The sequence below is a fragment of the Aphanothece hegewaldii CCALA 016 genome (genome assembly GCF_003007785.1).
In the GTDB taxonomy this organism is placed as follows: domain Bacteria; phylum Cyanobacteriota; class Cyanobacteriia; order Cyanobacteriales; family Microcystaceae; genus Chroococcus; species Chroococcus hegewaldii.
The window spans coordinates 1-22,165 of record NZ_PXOH01000035.1 but is presented as its reverse complement, the minus strand read 5'-3'; the positions used below and the strand labels follow the sequence as shown (position 1 = coordinate 22,165).

Annotated in this window: 20 protein-coding genes; 10 read left to right on the top strand and 10 right to left on the bottom strand. The window is 41.1% G+C overall.

The genetic code is table 11. The annotated features are described in order from the left end of the window. Positions 1-23: 23 nt before the first annotated feature. The 3 genes from C7H19_RS21060 to C7H19_RS21050 all read right to left on the bottom strand — a co-directional run bounded on the left by C7H19_RS21060 (position 24) and on the right by C7H19_RS21050 (position 3,126). On the bottom strand, positions 24-551 hold the full coding sequence (locus C7H19_RS21060) for a cupredoxin domain-containing protein (RefSeq protein ID WP_106458891.1): 528 nt from the start codon (positions 549-551) through the stop codon (positions 24-26). A 109-nt stretch (positions 552-660) separates the two neighbouring features. Next, the gene (locus C7H19_RS21055; RefSeq protein WP_106458890.1) at positions 661-2,919 is read right to left on the bottom strand and encodes a heavy metal translocating P-type ATPase; all 2,259 of its coding nucleotides are present in this window, start codon (positions 2,917-2,919) and stop codon (positions 661-663) included. A gap of 12 nt (positions 2,920-2,931) precedes the next feature. Next, the gene (locus C7H19_RS21050) at positions 2,932-3,126 is read right to left on the bottom strand and encodes a heavy-metal-associated domain-containing protein (protein WP_106458889.1); all 195 of its coding nucleotides are present in this window, start codon (positions 3,124-3,126) and stop codon (positions 2,932-2,934) included. Between the two features lie 291 nt (positions 3,127-3,417). Here C7H19_RS21050 and C7H19_RS21045 point away from each other — a divergent pair, with 291 nt between their 5' ends. The 3 genes from C7H19_RS21045 (at position 3,418) to C7H19_RS21035 (ending at position 5,789) form a co-directional block, all read left to right on the top strand. Continuing rightward, positions 3,418-3,783, top strand: coding sequence for a four-helix bundle copper-binding protein (locus tag C7H19_RS21045; protein WP_219907707.1), 366 nt, complete (start codon positions 3,418-3,420; stop codon positions 3,781-3,783). 80 nt (positions 3,784-3,863) lie between these two features. Further along, positions 3,864-4,538, top strand: coding sequence for a response regulator transcription factor (locus C7H19_RS21040; RefSeq protein WP_106458887.1), 675 nt, complete (start codon positions 3,864-3,866; stop codon positions 4,536-4,538). Between the two features lie 3 nt (positions 4,539-4,541). After that, positions 4,542-5,789, top strand: coding sequence for a sensor histidine kinase (locus tag C7H19_RS21035; protein ID WP_106458886.1), 1,248 nt, complete (start codon positions 4,542-4,544; stop codon positions 5,787-5,789). Positions 5,790-5,864: 75 nt separating this feature from the next. On the opposite strand, the gene C7H19_RS21030 is transcribed toward C7H19_RS21035, so the two are convergent. Beyond that, the gene (locus tag C7H19_RS21030; protein WP_106458885.1) at positions 5,865-6,329 is read right to left on the bottom strand and encodes a PepSY domain-containing protein; all 465 of its coding nucleotides are present in this window, start codon (positions 6,327-6,329) and stop codon (positions 5,865-5,867) included. Between the two features lie 161 nt (positions 6,330-6,490). On the opposite strand from C7H19_RS21030, the gene C7H19_RS21025 reads away from it, so the two are divergent. From C7H19_RS21025 to C7H19_RS21010, 4 genes are all read left to right on the top strand, one after another. Next, on the top strand, positions 6,491-6,862 hold the full coding sequence (locus C7H19_RS21025; protein ID WP_106458884.1) for a hypothetical protein: 372 nt from the start codon (positions 6,491-6,493) through the stop codon (positions 6,860-6,862). Next, positions 6,846-7,847, top strand: coding sequence for a vitamin K epoxide reductase family protein (locus C7H19_RS21020; protein WP_245927691.1), 1,002 nt, complete (start codon positions 6,846-6,848; stop codon positions 7,845-7,847). Before C7H19_RS21025 ends, C7H19_RS21020 begins: the two co-directional genes overlap by 17 nt. Before the next feature lie 119 nt (positions 7,848-7,966). Further along, on the top strand, positions 7,967-8,593 hold the full coding sequence (locus tag C7H19_RS21015) for a cation diffusion facilitator family transporter (RefSeq protein ID WP_146136566.1): 627 nt from the start codon (positions 7,967-7,969) through the stop codon (positions 8,591-8,593). Positions 8,594-8,716: 123 nt separating this feature from the next. Further along, entirely contained in the window at positions 8,717-9,439 is a 723-nt protein-coding gene (locus C7H19_RS21010; protein ID WP_106458882.1) for a tetratricopeptide repeat protein, read from the top strand. Between the two features lie 25 nt (positions 9,440-9,464). Here C7H19_RS21010 and rppB read toward each other — a convergent pair whose 3' ends face one another. The 5 genes from rppB to C7H19_RS20985 all read right to left on the bottom strand — a co-directional run bounded on the left by rppB (position 9,465) and on the right by C7H19_RS20985 (position 17,960). Continuing rightward, positions 9,465-10,895: a two-component system sensor histidine kinase RppB gene (gene rppB / locus C7H19_RS21005; protein WP_219907706.1), complete on the bottom strand. Its 1,431-nt coding sequence runs from the start codon at positions 10,893-10,895 to the stop codon at positions 9,465-9,467. Then, a complete protein-coding gene (gene rppA, locus C7H19_RS21000; RefSeq protein ID WP_106458880.1) occupies positions 10,822-11,532 on the bottom strand; it encodes a two-component system response regulator RppA in 711 nt (236 codons plus the stop codon). Before rppA ends, rppB begins: the two co-directional genes overlap by 74 nt. A 1,073-nt stretch (positions 11,533-12,605) precedes the next feature. Next, complete coding sequence (locus C7H19_RS20995; RefSeq protein ID WP_106458879.1) at positions 12,606-13,112, bottom strand: hypothetical protein; 507 nt, start codon at positions 13,110-13,112, stop codon at positions 12,606-12,608. Between the two features lie 38 nt (positions 13,113-13,150). Continuing rightward, positions 13,151-16,279, bottom strand: coding sequence for an efflux RND transporter permease subunit (locus tag C7H19_RS20990; RefSeq protein WP_106458878.1), 3,129 nt, complete (start codon positions 16,277-16,279; stop codon positions 13,151-13,153). A 13-nt stretch (positions 16,280-16,292) separates the two neighbouring features. Further along, complete coding sequence (locus tag C7H19_RS20985; RefSeq protein WP_106458877.1) at positions 16,293-17,960, bottom strand: efflux RND transporter periplasmic adaptor subunit; 1,668 nt, start codon at positions 17,958-17,960, stop codon at positions 16,293-16,295. A gap of 501 nt (positions 17,961-18,461) precedes the next feature. On the opposite strand from C7H19_RS20985, the gene C7H19_RS20980 reads away from it, so the two are divergent. The 3 genes from C7H19_RS20980 to C7H19_RS20970 all read left to right on the top strand — a co-directional run bounded on the left by C7H19_RS20980 (position 18,462) and on the right by C7H19_RS20970 (position 21,557). Next, positions 18,462-18,941 carry a DUF2808 domain-containing protein gene (locus C7H19_RS20980; protein ID WP_106458876.1) on the top strand — a complete coding sequence of 160 codons (480 nt, stop codon included), beginning with the start codon at positions 18,462-18,464 and terminating at the stop codon, positions 18,939-18,941. A gap of 195 nt (positions 18,942-19,136) precedes the next feature. Further along, positions 19,137-20,558, top strand: a complete 1,422-nt coding sequence (locus tag C7H19_RS20975; protein WP_181280698.1) for a TolC family protein — start codon at positions 19,137-19,139, stop codon at positions 20,556-20,558. A gap of 102 nt (positions 20,559-20,660) precedes the next feature. Beyond that, on the top strand, positions 20,661-21,557 hold the full coding sequence (locus tag C7H19_RS20970) for a peptidoglycan DD-metalloendopeptidase family protein (RefSeq protein WP_106458874.1): 897 nt from the start codon (positions 20,661-20,663) through the stop codon (positions 21,555-21,557). Between the two features lie 193 nt (positions 21,558-21,750). On the opposite strand, the gene C7H19_RS25940 is transcribed toward C7H19_RS20970, so the two are convergent. Further along, positions 21,751-21,912: a hypothetical protein gene (locus C7H19_RS25940; RefSeq protein ID WP_181280697.1), complete on the bottom strand. Its 162-nt coding sequence runs from the start codon at positions 21,910-21,912 to the stop codon at positions 21,751-21,753. Positions 21,913-22,165 lie beyond the last annotated feature (253 nt).

Sequence of the window (22,165 nt, the reverse complement as noted above, 5' to 3'; positions counted from 1 at the left end):
ATCTAGTTCCTCATCAAATCTAATTACGCTTTAACTTCGATAACACCTCGAAACATATTCATCCCACAATTAAAGGGATAAATTCCTGGTTTGTCGGGGGTAAATTCAATAGAAGTAACTCGATTTAAAGTTAGTTCTTGAGCAATCCGAAAATCAGGAAGGCGAACTTCTTCTAAGCAACTGCTCGGATCTTTCCGATAGAAATTGAGTCGTACAGGTTGCCCCGCATTGACTACGACTTGATTCGGTTCATAGCCACCATCAACGGTAATTGTTACTTCCTGAATACCTTGTTTTGTTTCAGCTTTTTGAGAACGAGGTTTACTACCAAGAAACCACCATAATTCAAGACCGATCAATCCTAAACCGCCTACTGTAACAGCACCTTTCAGCCATAAAGGTTGTTCGACTTTTTGAAATTGATTCTTTTGTTCAGTGTTAGAAGGTAACATTTCTTCATGGGTCATTTGAGCAACTACTTGAGTTGAATTTATCCCTAGAAAAAATCCCATCCCTGCCATACTTCCAATGATAAATTTCTGATTAAACATTTATTAACCTCTTAGAGAATTACTCCCGAAATCGCACCGACTAGAAAACCAAATCCTAATAATGTCCCGAAGAAACTAATTTTTTGCCGCATTTTATTTAACTCCTTTCTTAATGAACGATTTTGGGACGGAAATTTCGTAAACGTAGCGCGTTCGTGACTACGGAAACTGAACTAAAAGCCATTGCTGCACCTGCGATAATTGGACTGAGTAACCATCCAGAAATGGGATAGAGAATCCCCGCAGCGATCGGGATACCGAGTACATTGTAAATAAAGGCAAAAAAGAGATTCTGTCGAATATTTGAAATGGTGACCCGTGATAACTGAATCGCGGTGACGATACTTTGTAAATCACCAGAGATTAAAGTGATATCACTAGCAGCAATCGCTACATCGGTACCTGTACCAATAGCAATACCGACATCCGCTTGAGCGAGTGCAGGTGCATCATTAATACCATCCCCCACCATTGCGACGTTCTTTCCTTCTTGTTGAAGTGTCTCGATTTGTGCCGCTTTTTGCTCAGGTCGTACTTCTGCAAAAATCCTTCTAATGCCGACTTCTGCGCCAATTGCTTCAGCAGTACGATAGTTATCACCTGTCAGCATCACCACTTCTAAACCCATCCGTTGTAAGTTCCGAATGGCATTGGCAGAAGTGGGTTTGACAGCATCAGCTATCCCCATAATTGCTTCTACTTGTCCATCAACCGCTATTCCGATAACGGTTTTACCCATAGATTCTAAGCGATCCCAATCTTGCTGTAAGCGACTCGTCTCTATCCCCAATTCCTTAAACCATCTCTGTGTACCAATTTGAACTAATTTATTCGATACAGTACCCTGTACGCCACTTCCTGCAACTGCTTCAAAAGATTGAACATCAGTTAAGGTGACTTGTTGAGATTGGGCATACTGTACAACGGCTTCGGCTAGAGGATGTTCGGAATTTCGTTCGACTGAACCCGCTAAACTTAGAAGATTTAATTCATTTTGATTCGCTGTACCTCGAACTGTAATAAAATCGGTCACAGTAGGTTTACCTTGGGTAATCGTGCCTGTTTTATCCAAGACGATCGTTTGAATCTGATGGGCGAGTTCCAGACTTTCAGCACCTTTAATCAGTATTCCATTCTCCGCACCTTTTCCCGTTCCTACCATAATCGAGGTAGGTGTGGCTAAACCAAGCGCACAGGGGCAAGCGATAATTAAAACACCTACGGTAGTAATTAGAGCGAGTGTTACATTCCCCATCAAATTAAACCAGATGATAAAAGTGACAATGGCAATCGCAATCACAGCAGGGACAAACCATCCTGTTACTTGATCTGCTAATCTTTGAATCGGTGCTTTTGAGCCTTGAGCTTGTTGGACGAGCTTGACAATTTGCGCTAAAAATGTATCTTTCCCGATTCTTGTTGCTTTAAATTTAAAGCTACCCGTTTTATTGAAAGTTGCCCCGATGACTTCATCACCTGATTGTTTTTTCACAGGAAGACTTTCACCTGTAACCATTGATTCATCAATCGTTGAGGAACCTTCGACAATCTCACCATCAACGGGAATCTTTTCACCAGGACGAACAAGAATAATATCGTTTAGAATTACTTCAGCAATAGGAATATCGATTTCTTGACCATTTCGGATCACTCGCGCTGTTTTTGCCTGTAAACCAATGAGTTTACGGATAGCTTCCGAGGTTTGTCCTTTAGCTCGGTTTTCTAAAAGTCTTCCGAGTAAAATTAGGGTAATGATTACCGATGCTGCTTCAAAATAAACATCAGGATTGATTCCTTGTTGGATGAACCATTCGGGGAAGAAAGTCGGAAACAGAGAATAGAGATACGCAACACCTGTACCAAGTGCCACTAGAGTATCCATCGTCGCAGTATGGCGTTTCAGAGATTTCCAGGCATTGATAAAAAATAAACTTCCTGCCCAAAACAAGACAGGTGCGGTTAGGATAAGCTGTAACAATGGATGATGTAGCCACATCGGGATCAAAGGAATCTCTAAACCTGTCATCGCAGGTAGGGAACCGATGACGAGGATACTGCTGATGATGCCACTTACCCACACTTTTCGAGTTAAGTCACGATTTTCGGCTTGTCGGGTGCTTTTTTCGGTATCATCTTCTGGCGCAAGAACATCATCTTGCATTGGTTGTGCTGAATATCCTGCTTCATCTACTGCACTTTGGATATCTGCAATGCTGGTTCGGCTAGAATCATAGGTGATAGTTGCTTGTTCGGCACCAAAATTAACGTTACAAGCTTCGACACCAGGAACGGAACGAATCGCATTTTCGATGTTACTCGCACAGGAAGCGCAACTCATCCCGCGTAGTTTCAAGGTAGTGTTCTCCATAAATCACCTCTTTTAGGCAATGGTGTAACCAGCAGTAGTAATCGCTTGTCTGATTTCGGTTTCTGAGGCTAAGGTGTCAACACTAACCAGTTTTGTTTTTGGATCAGCGTTAACTTTAGCACTAGGATCTATAGTTTGAATAGCTTTGGTAATGGTATCGCTACAAGCAGAACAAGCCATATTCGGTACGGTAACTTGAAAAGACATTGCTTTAAACTCCTATCTAAAGTGGTTAATTTTATGGTAAAGTCTCTAGCCAACTGGAGAGTCAAGGGGTAACGGGAAGTTTTTTCTTAAAAGCAAAAATGGATTAATTAGTAGTAATCTCCTTAGCCTTACAGATAAAAATGAAATTAGGATGAAATCGAGGTTATCAATAGTAAGAATGTTGAATTACGGCAAAAGAAAGAAGTAATCAGAGCAAGGTCTAACTAGGATGAGGACACGGAGTTAAAAGCTCTGTCAACAGTACCTTAAATAATTAAAGAGGAAATAATCATGACTCATCAATTAACTTTGTCCCAAGTTAAACCAGAAATGCAAGATTGTATCCAAAATTGCCTAGATTGTCACAGCGTCTGTTTAAATACTGTTACTTACTGCTTACAAAAAGGTGGGATGCACTCAGAAGTTGATCATATCCGTTTGATGTTAAGCTGTGCTGAAATCTGTCAAACGAGTGCTGACTTTATGTTACTGGGTTCTCATTTTCATCACCGTACCTGTGGAGTGTGTGCTGAGATTTGCGAACAATGCGCCTCTGACTGTGAAAAAATGGGGGATGATGCTCAGATGAAAGCCTGCGCTCAAATTTGCCGTCAATGTGCTGAGTCTTGTCGTCAAATGTCGATGGCCATGGCTTAAAATTAAGAATCAGATGGGAAAAGGAATTAATCTTCTTTTCCCAATTGTTGATTGATTGAGCGAAAAAAATCAGCCAAGCTATGAAAATTTTAATAATTGAAGATGATCTGCGTATCGCTAAACCTTTAGCAGAAGACTTAAAACATCAAAATCATGCTGTAGATCTTGCTGTTGATGGTTTTGAAGGGTTAAATTATGCTCAATCGAGTCAATATGATCTAATCTTATTAGATTTAATGTTACCTAAATTAGATGGAATTAGTTTGTGTAAAAAATTGCGTTCGGAAAATTGTCAAAGCTTTATTTTAATGTTAACCGCTAAAGATACAACAACTGATAAAGTAATTGGACTGGATGCAGGAGCAGACGATTATTTAATCAAACCTTTTGAATTAGAAGAATTAGCCGCTAGAATTAGAGCTTTATCGCGTAGAAGCTCAGAAACGAGACAGCCGATTTTGAGTTATGGAGAACTACAACTAGATCCGAGCAATTGTCAAGCTACATATAACAATAACAAACTGCTCTTGACTCCAACAGAATATATGATATTGGAATGCTTTCTCAAAAATCCTAATCAAATTTTAACGCGCTCATTACTCATTGATAAATTGTGGGAAATAGATAAGTTTTCAGGAGAAGAAACGATTAAAACTCATCTGACTAATCTCCGAAAAAAATTGAAATTGGCAGGATGTCTAGATAATTTAATTGAAACAGTTTATGGCATTGGTTATCGTTTGAAAAAAGAATAAAATATGTTTCAAGAAATACGACATCGTTTGTTGTTGTCATATCTAGGTGTATTAGCAACTATCTTATCTATTTTTGCTGTTTCAGTCAGATTAATTTTCGCTCAAAGTCTGATTCAACAACTGTCAGATAAACTAACAGCATTGGCGCAAGGAGCCGCCGCTAATTCTGAATACGAAAATGGCAAGTTAAAAATAGAAGATGATTTCATCTCACGAGATTTATTAGCTCGTCATCAAGCTTTACAATGGTTTACGCCACAAAACCAACTAATATATCAAACTGGGAATAACATTATTAAATTACCACTTTCTGTTAAAGAACCTATTCAGATTCAAAAACAAGGGAAGCGAATAATTGCGGTAACTTTACCTATTTTAGAGAATGAAGAACGGCAATTGATTGGTTATGTCAGAGCTAGTCAATCTTTAGAAGAATACGATGAAACCTTAAGAAAATTAGATTTTGGCTTGGGAAGTGGCATTTTAACAGCTTTAATTTTAAGTAGTTTAGGAGGAATTTGGCTAACTCGTCAAGCGATGCAGCCAATTGAAGAAAGTTTTGCCAGATTAAAACAGTTTACCGCCGATGCTTCTCATGAATTACGAAGTCCTTTAATGGCGATAAAAACAAATACAATGGTTGCTTTAAAATATTCTGAAGGAATGCGAGAAAATGATCGAGAAAAATTTGAAGCGATTGCTAGTGCTACCAGCCAAATGACTCGTTTAACTGAAGATTTACTCTTTTTAGCTCGTACCGATCAAATGCCTGAAATCAATTGGGAATGCCTTAATTTAACCAATATCTTAAAAGAATTAATTCAAATTTATACTCCTCACGCAAAAAGCAAGAATATTAAGTTACAAGAAAAAATAAGCGAAAATTTATTAATTACGGGTGATGCTAATCAAATTAAACGTTTATTCACGAATTTAATTGATAATGCAATTCATTACACTTTACCAGATGGAGAAATACAAATTATTGCTAATTCAATTGATGAGCAAGTTTATATACAAGTCAAAGATACAGGGATTGGCATGACTTCAGAGGATTTAAAAAAAGTATTTGAACGATTTTGGCGGGCTGATCAAGCTCGTTCTTATGATCAGCAAAAAACAGGTTTAGGTTTAGCGATTGTCCAAGCGATTGCACAAAATCATCAAGGCTCAATTTCAGTTAGTAGTCAATTAGGAAAAGGAAGTATTTTTACTGTCTATTTACCTAAAAGTGCAGAAAATAATTGCTGAAGTTTGTTTTTTCAACAATTCTTGATTCAATGACTAATGTTTAATCTGATTGAGAGTAAATACACTCATTATGAATTAATTATCGTCATTTGTTTCTCGGTCATTATTCTGAGAATTAGGAACTTGAATACTACTGCGAGGACGAGATGCTTCAGCAGCTTCATTATCTTCTTGATTAAGCTTTTCAACGTAGAGAACACGACCATTACCAGCATCTACTATTACTTCTGTTTCACCGATTTCTACAGTATAAACAAGATTTCCATTTTCGTTTTCTAGTTCAACTTGATGAGGTTCACCACCGATTTTTTGTTGTGCTGCTTGACTGGCTTGCTGAAGTGAAATTTTAGCTAACTTTTGCAATTGAATTACTTCTTGTACTTCTTCTAGATCATCATTGGCTTCCCAATTTCTATTTACTGCTTCAGCCACTTTGTTAAAAGTTTCCTTGGAAAGTGCATAAGTGGTTTGAGTAATTGTTGCTACTCCTAAAATTCCTAAGACAAAAGTTGCTACAGCGATTTTAGTTGATGTTTTCATTGTTGGTAAACGTTTTAATTTATGTAGACAGTTCTTACCTTAAATGACAAATATTAAGAAATCGAAAAGATTTGAATCAGCTTTAAGTTTAATTCTTTCCGAGTTCTTGATAATTTTTATCTACAGTCAAACTATCAACTTAAATTTATAGCTGATTGAATATGAAAACTCGCACAAAAATAATAGTTCTGGCTTCGACAATTAGTGTGATCGGAATTAGTGGATTAACTCAAGCGATTTCGGCCAACCAATCACCCACACCTGTAGCGATTGTACATCAACATAAAGATAATGATACTGATACAGAAGTCAAAGATGATCGAGTTCCAAAATCTTTAAGCGAAGTAGGCGAATTGGGTGAAGATCTTTATGATATGGCTAAAGCTAAAAATTGGACAAAAGCTTCAACAAGTTTGACAAAATTAGAAACAGAAGCGAAACGTCTTGCTAGAGATTTACAAGGAGAAAACCCGACGAAACTCAAACAGCTTAATGATAACATTGTCTTACTGAAAAATGCGCGCTCGCCGTAGGCGAGATCCCTGTGGGATCGCCGCTAAAAATCATCACGTAGTAATGCAAAAAGCTAACCAAATAACACTAATCGCAGCTAACCTAACCGCATCTTATCAATTAAAAGTACCAATTAAAGTCACCTTACTCGATTATTACGGACGTGAATTAGAAATCTGGTCAGCTACAGGAAATACAATGAAGTTAAAAGAGACAGCCTCCCAAATACAACACACTTGGACTCTAGTAAAACCCTCTATTCTAAAACATGATAGAACGACACAAGCGCAAAAATTTGACTACTTCAGCATGATTGTGTTTGCTGTTGCGCCTTTATTCTTCAATACACTAGAGCAAAAGAAACTTCACTCTAACTTAAATAAATGGACTCGGCTGTTTCTGTTTATGGGTAGCACAGCAATGATGGTGTTTAGTGGATATTTAATGTATCTACTTTTTGCAGTCATTAAAGCTGCTTGCCTTTACTGTATTGTTTCAGCTTTGTTATCGACTAGCCTTTTTATCCTATCGATCATCGGGCATGATTGGGAAGAAGTCGGACAATTGTGGTTTATCGGGATCATCGTTGGAATTATCGTCTTAGTTGGTACTCTGGGAATGTATGCCCCGATTAATAATCCTCGCGCTGAAAAAACACCAGGTGGCTATGACATTACGACCGTCTCAGGGACGGCTGAAATTGCTTTAGCACAGCATCTCAAACAAGTAGGGGCTAAAATGTATGGTGCGTTTTGGTGTCCTCATTGTCATGACCAAAAACAACTATTTGGTAAAGAAGCAGTTGCCCAAATTAATTATATTGAGTGCGATCCCAGAGGGAAAGATCCTAAACCTGAGCTTTGTCAAGCGGCTAAGATACAAGGTTTTCCAAGCTGGGAAATCAAAGGAAAATTCTATCAAGGTACACAAAGTTTAGAGCAATTAGCTAATTTATCGGCTTATCAAGGGCAGCGTAATTTCCAAAATAATTTGAGTCCTAAATAGCCATTGATAGTACCGATTTTTAAAAAGCTTAAGGACATATGGAAGAAATTGCTTGCTAGGAAAAAAATAAGAAAACAACAGTTTAAAGCTTGATTACAGAAGCTTTAGGAGTTACATTAATGTCTGTTTTGAGCAATGATTTTAAGCAATCGGAACCGACTCAATATCTCTGGTTGATTCTGGGGCTACGAAGTAGTCTTTTTTTAATTGATTTAGGAATTGAGCTAATCAGTCGTAGTTTATCGCTACTCGCCAATTCGGGTCACTTATTTTTAGATCTAGTGACGTTAAGTTTAACACTGTTAGCCGTTTGGATTGTTCAACATCAAACAAATTTAGACTATCAAAAGATTTCAGCTTGGGTCAGTTTATTTAATGGAGTAAGCTTAAGCGCGATCTCATTTTTGATGATCAATCATTCCATCGAGCATTTGCGAGTTTCAGAACCAATTTTAGGATTTCCCCTGCTAATAGGTGCTTCCTTTAACCTTGTTATTAATAGTGTGACTCTTTATTTTCTGTACAAAGATGATTTGGATGATTTGAATTTAAAAGGAATTTTCCTGCATGGAATGGCTGATGTTCTGAGTGCAATCAGTGTCATGCTCTCAGCCTTAGCCGTGTATTTCTTTCAGTGGTTTTGGGTAGATGCTATTGCTGGATTGCTCGTTGCTTTGATTATATTTGGAAGTGCCTTAGTTCTAATAAGGTCGGGTTGTCAAGTCTTGCAGACTAAAGCCGTTTAATCATATGTTCTTATCAACTCTGTAGCTTGTTACTTCTATAAATTTTCTTGGATAGACTGGCTCGAAATCCGTAATCTTTTCTAAGATCAAGTTAACCAATCTTCTTCTGCTAGAAAAGGTGGCATGATGCAACTTAATAAAGCGATTATTGTTTTAGGGATAACAACTGCCTTGAATGGATTGGCACTAAAGACTAATGCCTTGCCTTCCCAGTTAAGTCAGTTATGGCTTACGCAAAATTTAGCTAGTCAAGAACGACAGCTATCTGCTTCTCAAAAGGCTCAAGATTACTTTAACCGAGGTATGGAAAAATACAATCAAGGCGATTATACAGGAGCGATTGAAAGTTACACCCAGGTTTTACGAATTGACCACAACTATGTAGAAGCTTACTGTAACCGAGGATATGTCAAAAGTATTGTGGGAGATTTTAAGGGAGCCATTTCAGATTTTCATCAAACCTTAAAACTCGATCCTAACCATGCCGATGCTTATAATAGATTAGGGAATGTTCACGCTAATCTCGGACAGTTGACGGTTGCCCTTAACGATTTTGATCGAGCCGTACAACTTAATCCTAAATTTTCTGATGCTTATTATAATCGAGGATTGACCCGTTTTAATTTAGGAGATCGTCAAGGTGCGATCGCTGACTACACCCAGGCGATCAAACTTGCTCCTAATTCAGCCGATGCTTACGGAAACCGAGGACTAACCCGAAATGCCCTCGGAGACAAGTCAGGAGCGTTAGAGGATCTACAAAAAGCGGCTCAACTATTCCTAAGCCAAGGAAACACTGAAGGTTATGAATACACTCAAGAGTTAATTAGAGAAGTAAAGCAGTAGCTGTCCAATGCGTTAAAATTATCACTTAATAATTTTTGTTTTGTAAGGTTTTTTCAACAGGTAGACGAATGGTGAAGGTACTACCTTTTCCGACCTCGCTTTGAACTCTAATACTACCACCGTGTCCTTCAGCAATGGCACGAGCAATTGACAGCCCTAATCCTGTACCCCCTGTTTGGCGAGAGCGATCGCTTTGAACGCGATAAAAGCGGTCAAAAATGTATGTTTGAGCGTCAAGAGAAATGCCAATACCTGTATCTTGTACCTCAAATACAGCATGACGATCTTCTTTAGACAGTTTAAGAGTGATGCAACCGCCTGGAGCAGTGTATTGAATCGCATTAATGATTAAATTGGAGAACAAACGGCAAATTTGATCTTCATCGGCAAAGATATACAAGGGTTCAGGCGATCGCAACTCAGACACTAACTTCAAATTAACGGAAGCAGCTAATGCCGAAAATTCTTCAATCAAATCACTCATTAAATCATTAAGACACAGTGATTGCGGGTTACTATCTAACGTATGCTGTTCCAGTCGTGAGAGTAGCAACAAATCTTTAATGAGTTCAAAAAAACGATTAACCTGACGTTCAATGGTTTTAAGGGTGTCTCGAACCTCTGGTTCTGTCACATTGGACAGCCTCAAGGCAGAATCAAGCGTGGCTAAAATCGCTGTCAGTGGTGTTCGTAGTTCGTGGGCAACATCTGCCGTGAACTGCTGCATCTGTAAATAAGAGCGGTAAATCGGTCGTACCGCTTTTCCTGCTAACCACCAACTAGAGACACCGATTAGGATGACTGTAATCGGCAATCCTACCAAGAGGACAAGCTTCAAAGCGGCTAACCGACTGTCTAGATCTTTGAGCGATCGCCCCACTTGTAGATAACCCCAAAGTTTATTGTCTAGAGTATGCAGGGGAAAGGCTATCTGATGAAATCGTTTTCCTTGCGAGTCCACAACAGTTTGCCAATTTGGCGAACTCATTGTTGTAGGGAGATCGACACGAAGTCCACTAACAGCAACCAGTTTATTTGAACTATCCAGAAATCGAATATAATAATCGTTTTGGTGGACTTTGCTTGGTATGTGGTGATTTTTCCAAAAGGAATGACTATGATTTGGATTGATTTCAACCAAACAGGGTGCGTCTGTTAAACAAACATCTGGAAGGAGTTTTTCTACAAATGGCTCCAGACGGCCAGGCTGCTTTAGATGCAGTTCGATTCCAGCATATAGTGTTTTTGCAACTGTTTCCAACTCCCGCTCCATTGAATCTGAATAAGCGCGAATAGTTACCTGATAGCTTACCAGTCCACACAGTCCAAGAATCGCTCCCATAACTAGAGCGTACCAACTTGCTAGACGGAGTTGCGTTCGATTAAACGGTTCCATCGGCATAAACTGAATTGAGACGATAGCCTCCTCCTGGAACTGTTTGAATTGCGTCGTCACAACCTAATTCTGAAAGTCTACGTCTCAAGAGCCGTACTTGTGCTGCAACAACATTACTAATTCGTTCAGCATCCACTTCATAGAGATAGTTCAAAATTTGATCTCGTGTTACAGCTTGCCAAGGATGTCTCATGATGTATTCCAGCAGTTGAAATTCCTTTTTGCTCAACCGAATGCTACGACGCTCCTTATGAACAGGTTGCCAGTAAATGACCCGATTATCGCAGTCCAAGAGCAGGCTGCCAAATTGAATCTGCTGCGGCTGAAACTGAGGTGATCGCCGCCGCAACGAGCGCAATCGTGCCAGCAGTTCTTCCATACGGAAGGGCTTGACGAGATAATCATCGGCTCCAGCATCTAAGCCAATCACCTTATCTTCCCAGCGATCTCTTGCCGTTAGTATCAATACTGGTAAAGAATTTTTCTGTTCTCGAAGACGCTTGCACAAATCTAATCCGGTCTGCCCTGGCAACATCCAGTCAAAAATAGCTAGGGTATATTGAGCTTGCTGGTTATCTAGATAGTTCAAAGCAGAGTTACCATCCTGAACCCAGTCTACAATATATTTTTCTTGGTTCAGAGTTCGCTCGATGGCTGCCCCTAAATCTAATTCATCTTCAACAAGGAGAACTTTCATCACAGATTACTTGCTCAATCTACAAATTGCCCTATCAACATCCCCAAGAGGAGGATTGACAGAATTCCTATTTCTAGAATGACAGACTCCGATGAAATTAGAATGAAATTTTAAGATGAGAGCGACAACTCATGACGGATGGTAAAGAGGATAAAGATTAGGACATTTTAAAAGCTTTGAACTTCTAGTGCCTTCCCCCTGCAAGCCTCAGCGAACACCTCCAAATTTACCTTTACGTTTTAGTCTACAGATTCCCCCTAAACCTAACAGAACGATTTCACTGATCGTGCTATGTTCTGGAACGGCGTAAATTAGAAGGTTCGTGTCACAAAGTGCAGCAAGCGTGTTGAAACAATTGATAGACAAAGATTATAGCCACGGAATGAGTGCGCTTTCTGATTCCCCATTTTCCACCTGATTAAGAATTTTTTTAAATATATCTTTGCCGAAAAGGGATGTTGAGGAGTAATTGAGCGCATGGGTCAAATCTTCATGCTGAGGACTATCTTGTTATTAGACTTTGCCTAAAAAGAGACAAACTAAGCAAAGTTTTGATGACAATTTTTTATCAATCAAGGCTCAAAAAGGATTTTTTTTACAAAACTTTACAAGGCTGCACCAAGTGACACGAACCCTATATTTACGCTAGGTTGAACGGGGCAATGAAGCCACCATCTTCAACTGGGCAGTGACGCTGGCATTCCCTGATATTGGTCTTCAGGGAAGTATTTATAGGGTTCATTGCGGGCCAGCCCCCCAAAGCCACTCGCAATGATGTGCGCGATCATGAAGATGGCACAACTGCTTGGCATCTATAAGCACTCTATCGTTACCAAATTCCAGACAATACATCTGCCTCTCTTGGAGTGTTGTTAATTATTAATCCCGAACACAACCGCGACAATGGCACAATTTGGGTTGATACCATCCGCCCCAATTTCCAGTTCTGACGAAGTTTGACTGTTTTTCGATATGCTTTAGCTTCCGCATAACATTGTCGATTAAAGCAGGTAGAATTGCGCTTTTATAATTTTGTAGAAACTACGGACAACAACTAACCTTCTTATTCCCAGTTATTGTTTGAAACTAAACCGACTGTTGATTTTTTCACCATTCACATCAGTTAGAATGGCAACTTTGTAATTTCCAACAGCACTCGCACCTGGCAATTTTTCTCCATAATGCTTGCCCTCTGGTTCGTATTTGAGCGGAAGTTCTTTGAGAGTACCATCTGGAAACTCAACCTGTGCTGTTACTTTGGCGTTAGGAATCACTTCGGTAGAGGCACCTTTATACAAAAAGAAATCGAGGTGGGTGCCATCTCCTTCTTTTGAGGGAACAAACTCCAGATGGTAATCACCCGCTTTCACAACCTGTCCACCCTGCTTGCTGGTTTGACTGCCAGTATTCTCGGTAGCGGCAGCCGGATTAGGGCTTGCCTCTGGACTGGAGGCAGCGGGTGGTGAACTGGTGGTGTTCGCTGGTTCTGAAGACGTGGGTGCGTTGCTGCCACCACAAGCACCCAAACCTAGTAATCCTAAACCTACGATCGCTGCTCCTAAAAATCGGATTAATTGCATGAGTTTCACTCCTTTTTGAATAAGTAGAATCTTTACATCTAAAACTTAGGAACACTGTATGAAGTCACTAAATCAGCCTGAGAATTAGAAATAGCTGATTGGGAAACTATGAATCGCCCAAACTGGGAGTATAAGGCGGGTAGCACCAGCAGGGTCAATCCGGTAGAGGTCAGCAGTCCACCTAACACAACTACGGCTAGAGGCTGCAAAATTTCCTTTCCGGCTCCACTACCGATGGCCAATGGCACCATGCCCAATGCTGAGGTAAATGCCGTCATCAAAATTGCCACTAGTCGTTCTATTGAACCTTCAACCAGCACTTGTTTGAGCGGTTGCCCTTCTGCAAGGCGAGTGTTGTAGTTATCGACGAGCAGTAGTCCATTTCGGGTAGCAATGCCGAATAGGGTGATGAACCCAACCAGGGACGCAACCGAAAGAATGCCACCAGTCAATGCGACTGAAATAATGCCACCCACCAGAGCAAGCGGCAAATTAATCAGAATCATCACTGTGGAGGAGATAGATTTCACGGCGAAATACATGAGGATAGTGATGACCAGAAGGGCGATTGAACCCGTAATCAGCAAGGTTTGGCTGGCTTGTTCTTCTGCTTCAAACTGTCCACCAAATTGAATGTAATAGCCTTGAGGTAATTGCACTTGCTGCTTGATCCGACTACGAATATCGGCAATCACGGAGCCTAAATCTCGTCCCTTTGCATTAGCAGATACAACAATTAACCGTGAGACATTTTCTCGATTAATCGTATTGGGGCCAGTGCCGTATTTAATTTGGGCAACCTGTGCCAAAGGAATTTTTTTGCCATCTGGTGTATCGACCAGTAAATTACTAATTGTTTCCAAGTTGCGGCGATCCTCGGGTATGAGCCAAACCACCAGGTCAAATACCTGTTGTTGTTCCAAGACTTGGGAAACCACCCGCCCATTGAGAGCCGTTTCAATGGTTTCGGCTAAATCTCCGACGCGCAACCCATATCGTGCTGCTGCTGCTCGATCAAACTGAATTTGAAGTTGGCGGACAGGAACTTGGGGTTCAACTTGCAAATCCGTAATACCAGGAACATCTTGAATTGCCGTTTGCACCTGCTGGGCGATCGTTCTCAGTTCGGGCAACTCTGGCCCAAATACCTTGATGGCGATCGCACTTCTCACGCCCGACAACACTTCATCAATTTGGTGGGAAATAAACCCGCCCACATTGGGAGCTACGCCAGGGAGTTTGTTGAATTCTTCCCGCAGTTTATCTAGGCTACCTTCTCGATCTTTTAATCCTTCCTCACTCAATGTGACATCTAGATGCGCCAGGTTGACCCCCGCCGCATCTGCATCTCCGGGTACCCGTCCAGAGCGAAATTGTACATGCTCAAAGCGGTTGTCATCCTTGAGGGCATCCTGCATCGCAAATCCATTGCTATTCGTAGACTCCAGCGATACACCAGGGTAGAGCAGCATCGAGTTAATCAGCGATCGCTCCTGAAACTCTGGTAGAAACACGCGCCCAAAGGAGGACAGAATGAGCATTGAGGCAATGAAGCTGGCGAGTGCCGCCAAGATCACAACCTTCGGTCGCCCAATCGCAAATTGAAGCGCAGGGCGATAAAGCTGCTGAGATTTATGGGAAATCCAAGTTTCATCGGAAGGTAGCCGCGTCTTAGTGAGCAAGAGCGCACACAGAGCGGGGGTGAGGGTCAATGCCACCACGGTAGAAGCGACGATCGAGAGCAGATAGGCGAGTCCCATTGGCGTGAAAATGCGTCCTTCAATGCCAGAAAGAGCAAAAATTGGCGCAAACACGACCACAATGATCACCGTTGAGAACAGGACGCTCACTCGCACTTCTACAGAACCATCAAACACAACCTGGAGCGGTGGAATGGGGTTGCCTGCCAACTGGTTTTCTCGTAAGCGGCGGTAGACGTTCTCCATATCGACGATCGCATCATCCACTACAGATCCGATCGCCACAACCAAACCGCCCAGGGTCATGGTATTAATGCCTTGCCCTGTCCAAGAAAGTACAATCATGCCGACCAATAGCGAGAGTGGCATAGCACTCAAAGTAATGACTGCGGTGCGCCAGTTCATCAGAAACAGAATTAGCACGACCGACACAATGATGAACCCATCTCTAAGGGATTCTTCAACGTTTTTGACTGCCGCTTCAATAAACTCCTCTTGAGAAAAGGTGCGAGTGACTTTGACATCCGACGGCAAACTGGCTTTCAATTCTTCCATTGCCGCTTCAACTTGCCGCGTCACCGTGGGTGTATCTGCCGCAGGTTGCTTATTGATCACCACAATTAGGGCAGGTTTGCCATCCAAGCCTCCATCCCCCTGCTTCAGTTCTGCGTCAATCTTCACATCCGCTACTTGAGACAGCAAAATTGGAGTTCCATTCCGTGCTGTGACGACGGATTGCTTAAGCTGCTCTAACGACTCAATTCGCCCAACGGCTCGGATTATAGTTTGTTGGTCAGGTGTAATCAACAAACCACCTGGTGCATTTACATTGGCTTTTCCCGTTGCCTCTACCACGTCTTGCAGTGAGACATTAAAAGCTTTGAGTTTGTTGGAGTCTGCTAGAACTTGATACTGGCGCACATCGCCACCATAAATCAAAATCTGGCTCACTCCTGGCACCGCTAACAGACGATTTTTTACCTGCCAATCCACAATCCGACGCACTTCCATCAAAGAGGTTGTATCGGCGGTAAAGGCATAGTGCAAAATTGTGCCGAGCGGGGCTGTGATGGGCGAAATTTGGGGTGGATGCACGCCTTGAGGCATTTGATTGCCTACTTCTTGCAAGCGTTCTGCCACCAGTTGACGGGCACGATAAATTTCAGTGTTTTGCTTGAAAACAATTCTGACGACTGAAAGACCCAATGCGGAGGAGGAGCGAACGGTTTCCAAGTTGGGCAAACCGTTGACTGCGCTCTCAATAGGACGAGTGACCAGAGACTCTACCTCTTCTGGGGCTAAACCTGGTGCCTCAGTTTGAATATCAACTTGGGGTGGAGCAAAGCTGGGAAACACATCTAGTGGCATTTTAGTAACCACTAGAATGCCCCACAAAGAAATGATAATGCAAGCGATGACGACCAACCATCGTTGGGCGATCGACCATTTGACGATGGTATTTAACATAGTGGGCAAGCTCCTAGTCAGACTGGCGAGGATTCGTTAAAGGTTCTTCTGGCTGCGGCTCAATTGTAGGCTTGGCATGATCTAAATAGATTTCGGTTCCATCGCCTCTGTTGTTATATAATGAATCGTTTACTAATGTTAGCCGACTGCGCCTGCTCGACCACAGAGATCCTGTCCAAAATGCTCCTCCCACAATGATTCCACCCACTGGAACGATCAACCACCACGGCAACCAGGCTGTAGCTGTAGATGAAGCGATTTCACCTTTATCTTCACCTTCACTATGATCATCAGCGGCTACGTTGCCGCCCCGGAGGGATTGGGCATACAGTTGATTTGCCCGTTGGGTCACGATTAGATCCCCATCAAAAAGCCCTTTTTTGACTTCCACAAACTCCCCGGATTCGCGTCCAAGTTCCACTTCTGTTAACTGGAAGGCGTTGCCATTTTGGACGAACACCACCTGCCGACGATCGTTGGTTTCAACCAAGGCTGATTTAGGAATAGCTAACACACCCGTTGAAGTTCGATCTGTTAATATTTCTAGTTCGACGAACATTCCTGGCTTCAACACTCCATTACCATTTTTAAGGGTGGCTTTAACGGGTACGATCCGAGTATCACCGCTGACCACGGCACCAATCACATTCACCCGTCCTTCAAAAGTTTGATCGGGCAATCCGTTAGCTCTAACTCGCACTCGTTGTCCGATTTGCACCTGATCAATGTCTTTCTCAAAGATATTAGCTGATACTTGAACGTCATTACCATTTACAATCGTCATAATTCTCTTACCTGCATCCTGCCCAGACTCACCTAGAGTTGTTTCTCGGTTGGCAACGATCCCTGAAATCGGGGCTTTGATGATGATGGCACCATCCGAGTTAGGGGTAGCTCCTAACTGTTGCAGTCGGGTTTGATAGGTCTGACTACTCAATTTCACTCGTTTCTGCGCCACACTAACGGCTGATTGCGCTCGATACAATTGTGCTTGCGCTTCAGAAACTTCTAAAGCACTTTCCGCTTTTGCTAACGCTGCCTTAGCCTCTTGCAGCTTGACTTCTGACTCTAACATGGTTCTCCGGGGGATGGCTCCTCGTGCCAACAGCTCTTGATCTTTGCTGTAGCGTTCTTGGGCAAAACTCTCCTCTGTCTTGGCTTGTCGGATATTGGCAGTAACGATTTTGCGCTGTTGTTCTAAATTTTGTTGGGCAAGTTTGAAATCTGCTTCAGCCTGTTGCATTGCTGCGATCGCCTCGGCTTGCCGATCCAATGATTCAGTTCGCAAACTTGCCAATTCTGGGCTGGTCATCATTGCAACGGCTTGCCCTGCTGTAACGGCATCGCCTGGATTCACCAGTAGCCGCGTTACTGTTCCACCGACTGGGGTTGTGACATCAACTTGCTTGTTCGGCAAACTTTCAATTTGTCCACTTGTGCTGATGCCAAAGGACAATTGTTGCCGTATCGCAGGCTCAATCTTAAGTTCCAATCGCTTGGCAGTCGCTGCGTCAACTTCGATATTTTGAACGCTGCCAGCATCTCCTTGCTGAAACTGGCTGCTACCATGATCGTGACCTGCACCAGCCAAAGCTCTTGATGGTATTGTCAGAAGTATTAAGGTTAGTATTGTTCTGGTTGTTAGTCGGACTACTTCAGCAGTTATAAGAGATTGTCGCATAGAGTCTTTCAAACCTTTCTTGAGTTAAGGACAAGTCAGTGTTACTGAATCAACAGATTTTAGAGAAGTGATTGCAATTGTTTCCTAGCTTAAATAATTAATCTTAAAGTTATAATGGAAATTTATTAAATAAATGATTCATAATCAAGTTTGCTTATAAATTGCTGTAATTGGGAAGGTCATAAAAACTACACTAAAACTCAGTTTAGTAGATAGAAATGAAAGTACAGTGAAAGTTTTTGCCAGATTTTAGGTTGAAGATGAAACCCAGAGTGCTACCCGACTTCAGCTATGAGGATGGGACTAACTCCAACTTGGTTGGATTGGAGATATTTGCGCTTGGCTCCGATCACTGACAAAGCTCGTAAATTCTTTACCTCCACTGTTTTGTCGGAACTACCAAAATTTCATCTTACTTTCATAGCTGACTGTTATGTTAATAATTTGAGAGTCTTTTTTGGCTCTCAATAGTAAGTTAAGTCAGTTATTGGAAAATTTGCAATGTCAAGAATACTTATTCAATCAGCTTCTATAATCTTAGCAATTACCGTTCTAAACCCGCCTGCCTATGGAAACCAGAATTCAAATCTTGCTGCTAGTCCTTCTATCGTCGGTGCCGTCCAATTTCCCAAAAGAAAACTATCATATGTCAGACACACTATTAGGATAGAAGTTCCTGAAGATAGTAAGGCTATCTCACAACTAAAAATCAGCGTACCTCCAGGTTTAACGGTGAGTAATAATATTACTATCCATGATGAATCGGAAGAAAATATTACTGCTGATATATCGGTCGCTGAACGGATGATAATCATCAGTTTTTCACAACCTATTACCCCTAAAAACCGACTTGAAATTAACATGAATGGAGTTCGGATTTCAGGTGCTTCTAATGTTTTTACATATAGAGTTATAGCTAAACTTGTAGACATTGAGCCAGAATTAAATCTTGGAATAGCAGAAATTCGCACCTCTCGATAAAAAAACTCAAGTTAAAATTTCATTTTTCTCGTCGATTTGATAAAATTTGGACTCCAGATGGTTAAGGCAAAACTTGAACATATCACATCTACGACACTATGACTGGAACCAACCAGGAAATTTTCTTGGAAACTCAATACCTGATGACTTATGAATAAAGCATCAGCTTTCTTTACTGACCTTGATCGAAAATTTATGATATTTTTTCGAGCTTTCTTATTGATGAGTATTGGTATAAGCATCAACCTCAGTCAATTAATACCTACGCTTGCTCAGACTGATCAGTCTTTACCCGTCAACTCCAATCATCAAAAAACGACTCCTGCTCTTGATGTTCTTGAACCTAATCCCAATCCCTTGCAATTGCCAATTTCATCTGATGAAGTGAAAATTCAGACAACCCAGCCAATTTCTCTACAGCAGGCACTCGAACTAGCAGAACGTAATAATCGAGAGCTACAAGTGTCACGTTTGTCCTTAGAACGTTCTCAAGCTGCCCTCAGACAAGCTAAGGCCGCACAATTTCCCACGTTGGGAACTAATGCAGAGCTGGCAGTTTCTGCCGATCAAGAAGCTCCTACGGACATCGATCTAAATATCAACGATTCTCCAACGAGCTTTCTTGGCGGGATGGTGGAAGTCAACTACGACCTATTTACCTTCGGCAGGCGTTCTGCAAGAATTGAGGCTGCTGAGAGACAAGTTCAATTTGAACAATTGGACATTATGCGGAATCGAGAACAAATTCGCCTAGAAGTTATTAATGCTTACTATGATTTGCAGGAAGCTGATGAACAAGTCAAGATTAATCAAGCTGCGGTGGAAAATGCCCAAATTAGTTTGCTAGATGCTCAAGCGTTAGAAGAAGGGGGATTAGTGGCTCGTTTTGATATTGTGCGCGCTCAGGTGCAGTTAGCTAATACAGAGCAAGACTTAGTTCAAGCTCAAGCCGAACAGGACATTTCTAGCGACCAACTGGCAAGAATTTTAAGCTTACCTGATGCAGTTGATACTACTGCCGCCGATCCAGTTCAAATTGCAGGTCAGTGGAACCTATCTTTAGAAGAAAGTTTGATTTTAGCTTTCAAAAATCGAGTTGAGTTAGTACAGCAGTTAGTACAGCGTAATATCAGTGAACAGCAACGACGATCAGCCTTAGCCCAGAAAAAACCCACTGTTAGTCTGTTTGCTAACTATGGAGTTGTCGGAGAATTGAATGGGAGGGTAGAAGATGGCTATGCAGGAGGAGTTAGAGTCGGATGGAATTTTTTTGATGGTGGTGCGGCGATCGCTGGGGCTGCTCAAGAAGAAGCTAATATCAAAATTGCAGAAGTCCGCTTTGCCGATACCCGTAGCCAGATTAGACTAGAAGTCGAACGAGCGTTTAAAACTTTGATAGCAAATGCTAAGAATATTGAAACAGCTACCTTCGCTCTTGAGCAGTCAAAAGAGAGTTTAGACATGGCTCGTTTTCGGTTTCGATCTGGTATCGGCACTCAATTAGAAGTCAATATTGCCGAGAATGAGTTGACACGGGCGGCTGGAAATCGAGTCAGAGCAGTCTTAAATTATAATCGTGCTTTAGCCGCACTCCAACGCGCTGTTGGAAATTTTTAATCGAAAATGAACCTTATTTAGGGACTACTATTAGCAGGGCTTGAATCAGGAAAATTACAGACTCAGACAAAAACTTTTACATTTGAATTAATTGCTGTCTTCATGATTACTTGGCTATTCTTTCCCTTTGTTATTGAGCAGACTTTTTCTTTCCCTATGTTTCAGTCTAATAGCTGGATAGCTGCCCAGTTAAATAGAACCACACAGAATACTGAGGGTGTAAATTGCCCATCTCCTATTTTGTCTCGCTTACAACGTCATCGAATTATCTCAGGGGAAACTATTGTCACTATTGCTCAACAATACAATCTAATTCCAGAAACTTTAATAAGACTTAATCCTAGTTTGCAAGGCGGTACTATTCCTGTTGGTCAAGAAATTTTGATTCCTCCTTTTAATGGTATTCGTCTTGAAGTTCCCACAGGAACATCTTGGCAAGATTTGGAAGCAGCTTATGGCGTTCGGGCTGATGTTCTTTTTGAAATTAATGGCTGTCAAAAACAACCGAAAACAGTGTTTATACCTGGCATCAGTTGGAGCCCTATAGGTAATTCTCGGAATGATGACTATACAGAATTAAGTTGTTATCCCTTGCCTTCAGTAGCGAAAATTGAGTTAGATTATGGCTGGCAAATTAGTCCTATCAATCAGCAAAACCTATTTCACAGTGGCTTAGATTTATTAGCAGAAATAAAGACTCCTGTGCTGGCGGCGGCATCTGGTACAGCGATATATGTAGGTAGTGAGGAGAATTACGGCAATTTAGTGATCATCAATCATGGAAGCGAACGACAAACTCGTTATGCTCATCTTGATAAAATTCAAGTCAAACTTGGCCAAACAGTTAAGACAGGAGACGTTTTGGGAACAGTCGGAATGACTGGAAAGCCTGATGTGAAGGTTGCTCATTTACATTTTGAAGTGCGCTATCAATTACCTATTGGGTGGGTAGCTCAAGATCCAAGTATTCATCTAAAAATGGACAAAAAAATGTATTAAGTCTTTTTTCAAATTACTGTCTAAAAAATTAAAAAGCTGAGTACAAATATGATTTAAAATCTCTATCTATCAATACTTTCTCTTCAATTAAAAACTTATTAATAATACAATCTAGCAAGAGTCCTGCTTTTGTCAAAATTTTAAAATTTTTAAAGGACACAGAACTCCTATTATAAGTTTCTAATCAAAAAACTTAACGGTTTTGATTATTCATTGTTCCCGAATGATTCTGACAACAACCACATCCTTGATTTGTCTGGTTTGTTTGTTGTGTTAATCCTGGAGTAGACGCTAATACCAAAAATATTAGACTAACTACAGATGCCCCAAGGATTGTTTTGATGTTCTTAATCATACTCATCACCTTAAAATTCAATTTACAATGATCTAAATTGATTTTAAATTCTCTAGTTATGTGGAGAGTCAAGTAAAATTTATACTTCTTAATAATAATCCAGTTGTTTTATTTCTATAGGCCTACATAATAATAGGTAACTCTATCCATAATTAATGTCTTTATGCTAGTCATTATTCAATTGGTAAGCGAATCATAAAAGTGCTGCCTTTTCCAGACTCACTCTGTACTTGGATGCTTCCGTGATGAGATT

Coding starts and splice junctions, on each gene's coding strand:
- C7H19_RS21060 (WP_106458891.1), bottom strand. CDS start 551: ATGTTTAATCAGAAATTTATCATTGGAAGTATGGCAGGGATGGGATTT.
- C7H19_RS21055 (WP_106458890.1), bottom strand. CDS start 2,919: ATGGAGAACACTACCTTGAAACTACGCGGGATGAGTTGCGCTTCCTGT.
- C7H19_RS21050 (WP_106458889.1), bottom strand. CDS start 3,126: ATGTCTTTTCAAGTTACCGTACCGAATATGGCTTGTTCTGCTTGTAGC.
- C7H19_RS21045 (WP_219907707.1), top strand. CDS start 3,418: ATGACTCATCAATTAACTTTGTCCCAAGTTAAACCAGAAATGCAAGAT.
- C7H19_RS21040 (WP_106458887.1), top strand. CDS start 3,864: ATGAAAATTTTAATAATTGAAGATGATCTGCGTATCGCTAAACCTTTA.
- C7H19_RS21035 (WP_106458886.1), top strand. CDS start 4,542: ATGTTTCAAGAAATACGACATCGTTTGTTGTTGTCATATCTAGGTGTA.
- C7H19_RS21030 (WP_106458885.1), bottom strand. CDS start 6,329: ATGAAAACATCAACTAAAATCGCTGTAGCAACTTTTGTCTTAGGAATT.
- C7H19_RS21025 (WP_106458884.1), top strand. CDS start 6,491: ATGAAAACTCGCACAAAAATAATAGTTCTGGCTTCGACAATTAGTGTG.
- C7H19_RS21020 (WP_245927691.1), top strand. CDS start 6,846: ATGCGCGCTCGCCGTAGGCGAGATCCCTGTGGGATCGCCGCTAAAAAT.
- C7H19_RS21015 (WP_146136566.1), top strand. CDS start 7,967: ATGTCTGTTTTGAGCAATGATTTTAAGCAATCGGAACCGACTCAATAT.
- C7H19_RS21010 (WP_106458882.1), top strand. CDS start 8,717: ATGATGCAACTTAATAAAGCGATTATTGTTTTAGGGATAACAACTGCC.
- rppA (WP_106458880.1), bottom strand. CDS start 11,532: ATGAAAGTTCTCCTTGTTGAAGATGAATTAGATTTAGGGGCAGCCATC.
- C7H19_RS20995 (WP_106458879.1), bottom strand. CDS start 13,112: ATGCAATTAATCCGATTTTTAGGAGCAGCGATCGTAGGTTTAGGATTA.
- C7H19_RS20990 (WP_106458878.1), bottom strand. CDS start 16,279: ATGTTAAATACCATCGTCAAATGGTCGATCGCCCAACGATGGTTGGTC.
- C7H19_RS20985 (WP_106458877.1), bottom strand. CDS start 17,960: ATGCGACAATCTCTTATAACTGCTGAAGTAGTCCGACTAACAACCAGA.
- C7H19_RS20980 (WP_106458876.1), top strand. CDS start 18,462: ATGTCAAGAATACTTATTCAATCAGCTTCTATAATCTTAGCAATTACC.
- C7H19_RS20975 (WP_181280698.1), top strand. CDS start 19,137: ATGATATTTTTTCGAGCTTTCTTATTGATGAGTATTGGTATAAGCATC.
- C7H19_RS20970 (WP_106458874.1), top strand. CDS start 20,661: ATGATTACTTGGCTATTCTTTCCCTTTGTTATTGAGCAGACTTTTTCT.
- C7H19_RS25940 (WP_181280697.1), bottom strand. CDS start 21,912: ATGATTAAGAACATCAAAACAATCCTTGGGGCATCTGTAGTTAGTCTA.